General features: G+C 36.8%; 8 protein-coding genes. 7 read left to right on the top strand and 1 reads right to left on the bottom strand.

The window, feature by feature from the left end; translation table 11 throughout:
* Positions 1-4: 4 nt before the first annotated feature.
* Positions 5-1,270, bottom strand: a complete 1,266-nt coding sequence (locus Q4503_RS07795) for an ABC transporter substrate-binding protein (RefSeq protein WP_252727435.1) — start codon at positions 1,268-1,270, stop codon at positions 5-7.
* A 231-nt stretch (positions 1,271-1,501) separates the two neighbouring features.
* Here Q4503_RS07795 and pedF point away from each other — a divergent pair, with 231 nt between their 5' ends.
* The 7 genes from pedF (at position 1,502) to Q4503_RS07760 (ending at position 12,685) form a co-directional block, all read left to right on the top strand.
* Positions 1,502-1,945, top strand: coding sequence for a cytochrome c-550 PedF (pedF, locus tag Q4503_RS07790; protein ID WP_215972632.1), 444 nt, complete (start codon positions 1,502-1,504; stop codon positions 1,943-1,945).
* Position 1,946: 1 nt separating this feature from the next.
* Positions 1,947-2,825, top strand: a complete 879-nt coding sequence (locus tag Q4503_RS07785) for an ABC transporter substrate-binding protein (RefSeq protein ID WP_303495476.1) — start codon at positions 1,947-1,949, stop codon at positions 2,823-2,825.
* Positions 2,826-3,096: 271 nt separating this feature from the next.
* Positions 3,097-4,821 carry a PQQ-dependent methanol/ethanol family dehydrogenase gene (locus Q4503_RS07780; RefSeq protein ID WP_289847529.1) on the top strand — a complete coding sequence of 575 codons (1,725 nt, stop codon included), beginning with the start codon at positions 3,097-3,099 and terminating at the stop codon, positions 4,819-4,821.
* A 279-nt stretch (positions 4,822-5,100) separates the two neighbouring features.
* A complete protein-coding gene (locus Q4503_RS07775; RefSeq protein ID WP_303601905.1) occupies positions 5,101-6,621 on the top strand; it encodes an aldehyde dehydrogenase family protein in 1,521 nt (506 codons plus the stop codon).
* A 145-nt stretch (positions 6,622-6,766) separates the two neighbouring features.
* Positions 6,767-8,926 carry a 4Fe-4S binding protein gene (locus tag Q4503_RS07770; protein WP_303601904.1) on the top strand — a complete coding sequence of 720 codons (2,160 nt, stop codon included), beginning with the start codon at positions 6,767-6,769 and terminating at the stop codon, positions 8,924-8,926.
* Positions 8,927-8,979: 53 nt separating this feature from the next.
* The gene (gene nosP, locus Q4503_RS07765; protein WP_215972625.1) at positions 8,980-10,128 is read left to right on the top strand and encodes a nitric oxide-sensing protein NosP; all 1,149 of its coding nucleotides are present in this window, start codon (positions 8,980-8,982) and stop codon (positions 10,126-10,128) included.
* Entirely contained in the window at positions 10,121-12,685 is a 2,565-nt protein-coding gene (locus tag Q4503_RS07760) for a PAS domain-containing hybrid sensor histidine kinase/response regulator (RefSeq protein WP_215972626.1), read from the top strand. Before nosP ends, Q4503_RS07760 begins: the two co-directional genes overlap by 8 nt.
* The last annotated feature ends 26 nt before the right edge of the window (positions 12,686-12,711 follow it).

The raw sequence follows: 12,711 nt of genomic DNA, 5'->3' as shown, positions 1-12,711 counted from the left end.
AACCTTATTTACATTGAGATTCTTGAATATCAAATCCAAGCGTATCAAGTTCAGTTATAGGGTGAAGCATACCTGGTTGTGGCGACTGCGATACCAAGGCATGAGGATGTACTAACGCTAATGGCATTCTTAATTGTTTATTCCATGCTCTAAAGCTCAGTTTCCGTCCCTTATATGCTGCCAATTCAAAGGCATCAGACGTAATATAATCAAGAATATGAGCACTAACATTAGTATTCAGTTCATGTACTGATTGAGCAACACTACGTACAGCAAGGTAACCGGCAAAATCGGTTTCATTCATTTTCCTATTAGCTAATGTCATAAAACGCCCTTGTAATTGTGCCGCTCCCCATTGCTCTATTACAGCATGCCAGGCTAACGCTTCTAGACCTGCCGAGCCAATAACAGGTCGAGGTAAATAAGTATTAAAGGGAATAAACTCTGAAAAATCTTTTTCTTTATCTGCTACGTAAACAGCATCATAATCTTTAATTGTTTGAGTAAATAAAGGAATTTCCTGCTGTGCAGTACGTCTCATATCCGTATTAAAATCCCATACCTTTTCATCAACAACTTTAATACCAAAGCGTTTAGCTGAACGTTTAAAAGATTTTGCCAGTTGAATATCTTCAACTTGACTACCTCGTACCAATAACACATTACTCATACGACGATAAAGTAACCATTGTGCCAGCGCATCAGATTTCATTGCATCGCTAGGTATAGTATGAAATACCGACGCTAAACACTGAGTACTACGAATTTCATCGGCCGGCTCTCCCACATTAAATAACAAAACAGGCTTATCTTTGGCCCACTGATCTATTGGTATTAAATGGATTAACGGAACATCAAGAATAAAAATTCTACGTCCTAGATCATATTCACCTTCGATATAGGCTAATAGTTCTGTTGACTTCTTCGTGACGAAATGTGTTATTTCAAAATGTTGCTGTAAAAACTTACCTGTTGTATTGGAATCATTAATAGCAAGTTTCGCGCCCGAGTATCCTGTATTCTCAGGTATTGGGAAAATATTTGATAACGTTGGTGAGTGCTTTTGTAATAACTGAACATAACTAATATCAACCGTTATAGGCTTTGATAAAGCAGTAAAACAAATAGCCCACGTACTGATAGCAATCCCTTTTAGTAGAAACTTTTTTAACTTTGTCCTTGTCGCAAAAAACATGTTTACCTCAGCTGTATAAAGACGTACAAAAGAAATTAATGACACTAGGTCAAATAAATGTATGTACATAAGCATATAGAAAAACTTACTAAAGTAAAAAACAATCAACTACCACATAAAATGCCTTAATACTTTGATATAAAACAAGATAATATTAAAATGTGGCTTTTTACACCCGTAAAATCATACTAAGTGATGAGAACTAACCGCGCTAAAGTACAATTCTTCCACTACATCAACACAGTTAAGCTTATATCATTAAAAACATATACATAATTAATTTTGTAGAAATTGGAGTACTGAGTGATGATAAAGTTTAATTTAGGTTTAAGCCAAAAATGTTTAATTACATTGATATCTGTTTGTTCATTTAGCATAGCTGCTCACGGCCCTGTAACACCACAAGCAATAAATACTTCTACTTTACCTACCTTAGGTGAAGAATGGTTTGACACGAATCCCTACCGAGAAAAAGAAGGTGATGTGCTCACAGAAATTTTACGCGTAGGTGCTTCTGCTTATAACCAAAATTGTGCTCGTTGTCATGGTTTGGGTGGTGTTTCAGGTGGTATAGCTCCTGATATACGCAAACTGCCAGCGGATTTTGATGGTGATGAATGGTACATTTATCGAGTACAAAATGGTGCGGTAAGAAATGGTGCTGTTTATATGCCGAAAATGACCGAGCATTTAAACCAAGAAGCACTTTGGGCAATTCGTACTTGGTTAGAGTCTGTCAGTGAAAAATAATATTTTAAATGCGCTAATTTTGTGGCTAAGTTGTTGCGGCATTCTTTGCTCAACAGCTCTTGCCCGATCTTACGATGATATTATTGAAAGCAAAGAGATCACTGTTGCTGTTTATCGAGATTATGCACCTTTTTCATACCAAGAAGACGGTAAAGAGAAAGGTATTGATGTCGAAGTCGCCAAACATATCGCCAAAGAATTAGGCGTAGAACTGCATATCAGATGGGTAACAGCAGATGAAGATGTAGAAGGTGATTTACGCAATAATATTTGGAAAGGACATTATCTTAACCGCACTATTGCAGATTTAATGCTCAGAATCCCTTATGATCAAGCATACTCTAACCTTAGAGACGATATTGGCGAACCTGTACATGAACAAGTACATATGTTTGCCCCTTACCATACAGAATCGTGGAAAATCATTTTCAATAAAAACAAAATTGAAGATGTGAGTACCATGGCCGTTTTTCAATACCATAACATTGGTGTTGAAGTCGATTCCATTCCTCAATTTTATCTATTATCCGTCTTCAATGGCCGAATGCGCGACAAAACTAAACAATTTCCTTCTCTACCGTTAGCGATATCGGCCATGCAAACACATAAAGTTGATGCGGTTATGGGGCTACGTAGTCAAATCAGTCACTATCAACAGCAACTTGATCCAAAAACCTATGTGTTAGCAAATAATGGTTTTCCAATGATAGGCAAACAACAATGGGATATTGGAATGGCAATAAAAAGTGATTATCGCCAACTAGGCTATGCTATTGGCGATATTGTTCAGGCGATGGTAACTCAAGGAACAATGAAAGACATTTTCACTCAATATAATGCTATCTACCAAGTGCCTGATTATTACGCCGAAGTAGAATAAGACTAGTCGACATATACAATAGTCAACTTCATCCCTTTAATCATACTAAATGATGAAAAAAACGCTACTGCCGAGTCATATATAAGTAAATAGAGACATTTTAATATCGTTATAGCCTGCTTCAACGTTTATTCATATCTATGATTGATATACAAGCTTATTAATGACAGCAGGTAAGTAAACATAGTACATGATCTTTAACCAAAAATTTACAACCCGAGAGGAAATAACAATGATAACAACATGTAAAACCAAGGTATTGTCATTATCCATGGCGATATCTTTATCACTAACAGGTATAGCAAATGCTTATGTAACCGATAAAGATATTGCACAAGACCAAATGACCACTGAAAGTATTGTGTCTTATGGAATGGGTCTAAGAGGACAACGTTACAGCCCTCTTGATAAAATAAATATCGACACAGTGAAAGAAATACGTCCAGTATGGGCATTTTCATTAGGTGGCGAAAAACAACGCGGTCAAGAATCTCAACCGATGATTAAAGACGGCGTTATGTATATTACTGGCTCATACTCAAGAGCATACGCTATTGACGTAAATACAGGTGACGAAATTTGGCAATATGATGCTCGTTTACCTGACGGTATTATGCCTTGTTGTGATGTTATTAACCGTGGTGTTGCGCTATATGGCGACCTAGTTATTTTTGGTACCCTTGACGCCAAACTTGTTGCTCTTAATAAAGATACAGGTAAAGTCGTTTGGAAAAAAACGGTAGAAGATTATAAAGCCGGTTATTCAATTACTGCTGCTCCAATTGTTGTTAAAGGTAAAATCATCACAGGTGTTGCTGGTGGTGAATTTGGCGTAGTAGGTAAAGTAAGAGCTTATGATGCTAAAAATGGCCGACTAGTTTGGGAACGTCCTACAGTTGAAGGCCATATGGGTTACATCTGGAAAGATGGTAAAAAAATGGAGAATGGTATTTCTGGTGGCAAACCAGGACAAACATGGCCAGGTGATCTTTGGAAGTCAGGTGGTGCTGCTCCTTGGTTAGGTGGCACGTACGATGCTGACACAGATCTACTTTTCTTTGGCACAGGTAACCCAGCGCCATGGAACTCACATTTACGTCCAGGCGATAACCTTTTCTCATCATCGCGTTTAGCACTAGATCCTGATACCGGAAAAATTGTTTGGCATTTCCAAACAACACCACATGACGGTTGGGATTTCGATGGTGTTAATGAACTGATTCCATTCGACTATAAAGAAAATGGTAAAACAGTTAAGGCTGCGGCAACAGCTGACAGAAACGGCTTTTTCTATGTATTAAACCGTGAGAATGGCGATTTTATTCGTGGCTTCCCATTTGTTGATAAAATCACTTGGGCTAAAGGACTAACCGATAAAGGACGTCCAATTTACGATGATACCAATAGACCAAGCGATCCAAGCAAATCAAAAGATGGTAATAAAGGTAGCACTGTTATTGCAGCCCCTGCTTTCTTAGGTGGTAAAAACTGGATGCCGATGGCTTACAGTCAAGATACTGAACTATTCTATGTGCCTTCAAATGAATGGGAAATGGATATCTGGAACGAACCTACTGCCTATAAAAAAGGGGCAGCTTACTTAGGTGCTGGTTTTACTATTAAACCAATTAATAAAGATTATATTGGTGTATTAAAAGCAATTGACCCTAAAACAGGTAATGTTGTTTGGCGTTACAATAACTACTCACCATTATGGGGTGGTGTACTTGCTACCGCAGGTAACCTAGTATTTACCGGTAATCCTGAAGGTTATTTATTGGCACTTGATGCTAAAACAGGTGAAGTAAAATACAAGTTTAATACCGGCTCAGGTATTGTTGGTACGCCGGTGACTTGGGATATGAATGGCGAACAATACATTTCTGTTTTATCTGGCTGGGGTGGCGCTGTACCACTATGGGGCGGTGATGTTGCCGAGCGTGTGAAACACTTTAATCAAGGTGGCAGTGTGTGGACATTTAAACTGCCTAAATAACCTTAACAACCGTTTAAAAAAGGCTTTTGAATTTATTCAAAAGCCTTTTTTTTAATTAATACGTTGCAACGAATTAATTAAAAAAAAGATATAAAAGCCAGCATAAAAGAGCCTATTCCTTCTAAAGTATGATGTTTTCAATGCAAAGGGATAATAGTTTTACTTGCCTTATCAACCTTATTATAGATATACCAAAACACTTTGGTAACAATCAAAGTATACATAAACAAGATCAAGGAAAAGAGTCTTACTCTGACTGATCTAATTACGAGGTGATATATGATCTATGCAAACCCAGGCAGTGAAGGTTCTGTCGTTTCTTTTAAACCTAAATATGAAAACTTTATCGGCGGTGATTGGGTTGCTCCTGTTAAGGGTAATTACTTTACCAATACAACCCCTATTACAGGCGAAGAGATTTGTAAAATACCACGTTCAAGTGCGGAAGATATTGAATTAGCACTCGATGCTGCTCATGCAGCAAAAGTAGCATGGGGGAAAACATCAGTACAAGAACGTTCAAATATTTTATTGCAAATTGCCGATAGAATTGAAGAAAATTTAGAAACTATTGCTGTTGCCGATTCATGGGATAATGGTAAGCCGGTACGTGAAACTCTTGCAGCTGACATTCCGTTAAGTGTTGATCACTTCCGTTACTATGCTGGTTGTATTCGTGCTCAAGAAGGCACACTTTCTCAAATAGATGACGACACTGTTGCTTATCACTTCCACGAGCCTATTGGTGTTGTTGGTCAAATTATTCCTTGGAATTTCCCTATTTTAATGGCGGCATGGAAACTTGCACCTGCCCTTGCTGCTGGTAACTGTATAATACTAAAACCAGCAGAACAAACGCCTGTTAGTATTTTAATATTAATTGAGCTTATCGCAGACTTACTTCCTCCTGGCGTATTAAATATTGTAAACGGCTATGGTAAAGAAGCTGGTGAAGCCTTAGCAACAAGTACACGTATTGGTAAAATTGCCTTTACTGGTTCAACACCTGTCGGTCAACATATATTAAAATGTGCTGCTGAAAACTTAATTCCATCAACTGTTGAGTTAGGTGGTAAATCACCAAACATCTTCTTTAATGACATTACTCAATTTGAAGATGATTTCCTTGAGAAATGTGCTGAAGGCTTTGTATTAGGTTTCTTCAACCAAGGTGAAATTTGTACTTGTCCTTCTCGTGCATTAATCCAAGAAGATATTTTTGATGAATTCATTGAAAAAGTTATCGCTAAAGCGAATAAAATTATTCGTGGTAATCCACTAGATACTGAAACTATGGTTGGTGCTCAAGCATCTGAAGAACAGTTCGATAAAATCATGAGCTATTTAACTATTGGTAAAGATGAAGGTGCTAAAGTACTGACAGGCGGCGATAAAGAAAGCTTAGTAAATGAACTAGGCAACGGTTATTACATTCAGCCAACAATCATGAAAGGTAATAACTCAATGCGTATTTTCCAAGAAGAAATTTTTGGGCCTGTTATTGCCGTGACCACTTTTAAAGATGAAGCTGAAGCGCTTGCTATCGCTAACGACAGTGCATTTGGTTTAGGTGCTGGTGTTTGGACACGTGATGCCAACGTTGCTCATCGTATGGGCCGTGGTATTCAATCTGGACGTGTATGGACTAACTGTTACCATTTATACCCTGCTCATGCTGCCTTCGGTGGTTACAAAAAATCAGGTATTGGTCGCGAAACTCATAAAATGATGCTTGATCATTATCAGCAAACTAAAAACTTATTAGTGAGCTACAGCACAAGTCCTTTAGGCTTCTTCTAAGCTTAATAGTGTTGACTGAATGAGTGCCAACTATGGAGTAATGCTGCTCATTCAGCCAACAAAAAATTAAACAATTTATATAGCCTTTACTTAGCATATGACTAAATATGAAGTAAAGGCTATAACAATTTCTTTGGGTGTTAACATGCATTCTAAAAAAGTAAACCCGTTAATATTGTGGGTAACCCTGACCCTTTTTTTTATGTTATCATCCTCTTTTACCGCTTTAGCTTTCAATAACCAAACAAATCCAAATGCGACATCCATTGAGGATGATATTGCCCATATTTTTCCTAGCGCAACTCGCATTGGCCCTATCGATAAAGAAATTCCTGTTACACCAGTTTATCAACTGAATGAACTCTTAGGTTATGTTTTCGAATCTGATGATTTTGTCAATTTCATTGGCTTTTCTGGCCAAACAATTAATGTACTAATTGGTATTGATACCGACGGTGTATTTACCGGATTAAAAATATTAAAGCACAATGAACCGATCTTTTTACATGGCTTAGGTGAAGAGCCAATGTTTGATTTTATTAAGCAATTTAAAGGACATTCAGTAAAAGAGCGCTTCATCGTGAATGCACGAAATAAAGACTCGCTTGGTGCAACATATATTGATGGAGTCACGAAGGCGACGATATCAGTATTAGTTATTAATGACACCATTACCGCCTCCGCTATTCAGGTCGCTCGAGAGCGGCTCTCTGGTTTTGTTGCTCCATCACGAACCAGTATTAATCCTGACTACTATAAAGTGCTCACTTTCGCTGAACTTTTAAATGAAAACCTTATTAAACATTGGCGAGTTACACGTGATCAAGCACTGGCAATTGTTGATAAATCATCCTCAAGCTTAATAAATAAAATTAACCAAGTAAGCGAAGGAGAAAATGACTTTATCGATTTATACTTTGCTTTTGTCCATGTGCCTATTATTGGTAAAAATTTATTAGGTGAACAAGAATATCAACGCTTAATTGAAAGCTTAAAGCCTGATGAACACGCATTAATGGTATTTGGTCGTGGTAAATATGCTTTTGTTAGTGATGAGTTTATCCCCCAAACCGTACCTAGTCGTTTAACAGGACAACAAGCGACACTGCCGGTTGATCTTCGTGATATCGACTTTTATAGCTATTATGAGCCGTCATTTATACAAGCAGTTCCAGACTTTACTGATATAAAAGTCTTTCGTATAAAAGCTCAGTCTGGTTTCGAATTAAATAAAAGTTTATCGTTATCCCTAACATTGAATTACAACCAGTCTTTTTTATCTAAAAATCAGTATAGCTTTACAATTGATAATACCTTACCTGACTATTTATTTATTCATAAAGATGTAGAAGTTAATCCAGACAAAAAACAACCTTTATGGTTAAAAATCTGGATAGAGCGTAAGCTTGAAATACTAATATTAAGTGCTTACCTCTTCTTTTTGTCTTGGTTGTTTATTAAACAAGAAACCATTGCTAAAAATGTTAAAAAGACACATAAATTACGTTTTGCATCATTAACTTTTGTCCTGTTTTTTATCGGATTTTACTCGCAAGGTCAATTATCAGTAGTCAACATTTACACACTACTATTATCGATATGGCAAGGGTTTAATATTGATGTTTTTCTACTTGATCCCATTATTTTTATTCTTTGGATTTTTGTTTTTATCAGTTTATTCTTATTTGGCAGAGGCTTGTTTTGTGGATGGTTATGCCCCTTTGGTGCCTTGCAAGAATTTGTCGCATTAATCGCCAACAAGTTAAAGATAAAACAAATTAAAATAAAACCACATCATCATAGTAGAGCGCAAAAAATAAAATATGCCGTGTTGATATTATTAGTTGGTAGCTCTTTTTATTCGCTTAGTATTGCCGAAAAGCTTGCCGAAGTTGAACCATTTAAAACAAGTATTACATTAAATTTTGTACGTTACTGGCCATTTGTTCTCTATGTTGTTTTATTATTAGCACTGAGCTTGAAGATTCATAAGTTTTATTGTCGCTATTTATGTCCGTTAGGCGCTGGCCTTGCTATCATTGGTCGCTATCCTATTTTTAAGTGGTTAAGACGACGCAAAGAATGTGGCACACCATGCCAACTTTGTCGTAACAAGAAATGTGGAATAGATGCGATAAACCAAGACGGTTCAATTGATTACGGGGAGTGTATTCAATGTTTGGAATGTTTAGTTACTATTGAGAGCCCACAACAGTGTGTTGTTAATAAATATTCAAATAAACCAAAGAGAAAAAAGAATGCAACAACGTCTACACCGATAACGGTTAACTATATTGAACTATAACGAGTCAATAATATGGTAGGCGTATAATAACAATAAAATTAATAGGTAACCTTATGCAGCCAATAAAAACAATAACCGCAGTCAGTACAGCTACCGATCCATTAATTGCTAGCCAAGAGCTCTACCAGCAGCTTAATAAAGAAAATATCTGTTTTATATTATTTTATTGCTCATCAACTTATGCGCTGTACACACTAGCACAAACAATGGAAAGTACTTTCAAGGACATCGAAATTGTTGGCTGCACAACTGCAGGAGAAGTAAGCCAGCAAGGTTACAAGCAGCACTCTATTGTTGCGATTGGATTTTCTAGCCAATACTTTGCCATCAGTTCAGCCTTAATTGAATCAATGGAAACATTCGACACCATCAGCGCACAATCAACCATCAACGAACTGATAGAACAGTGCCAAGCTAAAAAATTAACCGACATTAAAAACAATAGTTTTTTACTTACATTGCTCGATGGACTTTCTTCCAACGAAGAGCAATTTTTAGTAACACTAAACTCTGCTTGTAGAGGCATCCCTCACTTTGGCGGCTCTGCCGGTGATGATATTAGTTTAGCGAAAACACATGTCTATTATCAAGGAAGTTTTTATCAAAATTCAGCCATTGTCATCATGGTAAATACTATCTTATCTTTTGAAGTCTTTAACTGTAATCATATTGCCCGTCCGATAGAAAAATTAGTCGTGACAGCCGCAAATGCAGACAGTAGAACTGTGTATGAACTAAATGCTGAGCCGGCAGCGCTTGAATATGCAAAATTATTAAACATGAATTTGAAAGACTTAAGTCCTGAAGTATTTTCACTGAACCCGTTGGCAGTTAAAGTTGGCGGGCACTACTATATTCGTTCAATTCAAAAAGTTAATGAGGCTGACTTAAGTTTGACCTTTTACTGCGCTGTCGATGTTGGTATTGTGCTCACGGCAGTTGAAATGGGCGATATATTTGCTCCAGTAGTACATAAATTAGACGAAATATCATTGCGTTACGGTAAACCAGAGTTGGTTTTAGCCTGTGATTGCTTTTTAAGACGCCTAGAGATAGAGCAAAAAGGCCTCGAAAATAAAGTACGAGAATTAAATAATAAGTACAGTATTGCGGGATTTAATACCTATGGCGAGCATATTAATGGTACACATTTAAATCAAACATTTACCGGTGTTTACATTGCCGGAGGTATTAATGAGTAATCAAGCTTTAGAAGAAGAACTTGCTCAATTAAGACAGCAAAATAGTAAATTAAAAAAAATTAACGATGCCTTGATGCAACGTGTTGAAGATAGTGGTGAAAATCAATATGCACCTTATACAGCATTTGAACACTCCGTACATCTAGCTGAACAAGTGCGAGAAAAGACTCACACTCTAAACGAAACTTTAGCAAAACTTGAACGAAGTAATCATGCTTTAAAACTAGCTAACGCACAAGCTAACCTGTTCAAACAGCGCTTTGTTGATGCGATAGAAAGCATTACAGAAGCCTTTGTATTACTCGACAGTAAAGGTCGAATTATCTTACAAAACAGTAATTTTGCTAATTTTTGGAAAAACTCAGGGTTGCCGATTAAGAAAGGTGCCAACCTAAAAGACTTAAAAGAATTAGCTAAAACACGTGGCCTTATTCGACGTGCATCACCTGGTGATGCGTTTGCTAGCCCAGTATACCAACTCGCAGATGAACGATGGTTTCAATTAAACGAACACCGAACCAGTGAAGGTGGTTGGGTTATGCTCTATACCGACATTACGGCGGTAAAAACCGCAGAAAGTGCTCGTTATGAACGAGGGATGGCACAAAAATCATTATTATTACAAAACTTAATTGATAATCTCTCGCAAGGTGTGGTGTTAATTAGTAACCAAAATAAGATTGAAGTATGGAATAGACGCTTTTCACAGCTTAGTTCATTATCTTCTAACCTTTTACAGTTGATCCCTAGTACTGATAATATGCAAAAATTAACAGAACTCGATTTAGCTCCCAAGTTTAACACCAATAATGAATATTACACTCAAACCCTTACTGATGGCACAGTACTAGAAATAAGGGATCATCGTCTAAATAACGGTAAAATAATTAAAACTTATAGTGATATTACCGCACGACATCGCTATGCTGAATCATTAATAAAAAGTGAGAGTTGGCTACGACTGATCACAGATAACGTTCCTGCAATGATTGCTTATGTGGGTAAAGATTTAAAGTATCAATTTACTAATCAAGTTTATGTTGACTGGTACGGCTGGCCTCAAGGGGCCCTAAATGGCTTAGAATTAGAGCAGAATCGTGTTCAGTCAGAGTTCATTAAGTTAAAGCCTTATGTCGATCGAGCTTTAAATGGTGAGAGTGTAATTTTTGAGATTAAAGAAAAAAACAAAAATAATGAATTAAGCTACTTATTAAAATCCTACGTGCCTAACCGTGATGCAAAAGGTGATGTTCAAGGTTTTTTTGTACTTATTCGTGATGTTACTGAACGTCGTAAAAATGCTCTCGCTTTACAAAAAGCCCATGATGAACTCGAGATTAGAGTACAAGAGCGAACATTTCAATTACAAAGCTTAAACAATAAATTGCAGACAGAAGTAGAAGACCGTCGTCAAGCACAAATCAACCTACAAAAAGCAAAAAGTGAAGCTGAGTTTGCCAACAGTTCAAAAACTAAGTTCCTTGCGGCGGTAAGTCATGATTTATTGCAACCGTTAAATGCTGCACAACTATTCACTAGCTCATTAATGGACTCACCTTTAGAAGGTAACACCCAAAAATTACTACGCTCAGTTTCCAATTCACTCGATGATTTAGAGAATCTAATTTGCACCTTGGTCGATATTTCAAAACTTGATGCTGGTGTTGTAAAAGCGGATAAAAGCTCATTCAAATTGTCCGAATTACTCGACAATTTAGTCAGTGAATATCGACATGTCAGCGGGCAATTTCAAGTAGAACTACGTCATGTTCGTAGTGATGTTATTGTGCACAGTGATAGTGTTTTACTCGTGCGTATATTACGTAATTTTCTATCAAATGCTTTTCGATATACAGACAATGGTAAAGTTTTACTTGGCTGTAGACGTAAGGGTAATCATATTTTCATTGAAGTTTGGGATAATGGTACTGGGATAGCTAAAGATCAGATTCAAGAAATATTTAAAGAATTTAAAAGGTTAAATTCGTCACACACCGCCTTTCGGAACGGCTTGGGTTTAGGCTTAGCGATTGTAGATAAAATATCTAAAGTACTCGAACATCCAATTATGGTAAATTCAACATTAGGTAAAGGATCCGTATTTTCAGTAAAAGTACCACTGGGTAAAATCAGTAATGTCTCACAAGCAAGTGATCAGTATAATTATAACCTCGATACCACACTACTAACCAATAGTAAAATTTGGCTTATTGATAACGACGCTAGCATTTGCGCGGGCATGTCACAATTGTTAGAACGTTGGGGCTGTGTTGTGATAACAGCTTCGAGTCTACAACATTTGGAACAAAAAGTAAGCGTTACCACTGACAAAGCAGATATCTTGATTGTTGACTATCACCTTGATGATGATGTGAACGGACTATCATTAGCAAAAGAAATTAACGCATCACGTAGCGAGCCTCTTCCTATAATGATGATTACAGCAAATTACAGTAAAGAACTAAAAGATGAAGTAAAAGAAAGTGGTATTTTATTGTTAAATAAACCAGTGAAGCCAATGAAGTTAAAAACATCCATGCTTTATTTATTAAAATAACCTTTGTTCAGATTAACATGATAACG

It is taken from the genome of Colwellia sp. 6_MG-2023 (genome assembly GCF_030547765.1).
In the GTDB taxonomy this organism is placed as follows: domain Bacteria; phylum Pseudomonadota; class Gammaproteobacteria; order Enterobacterales; family Alteromonadaceae; genus Colwellia.
The sequence above is the reverse complement of the archived record's forward strand: the minus strand, read 5'-3'. Positions and strand labels throughout refer to the sequence as shown.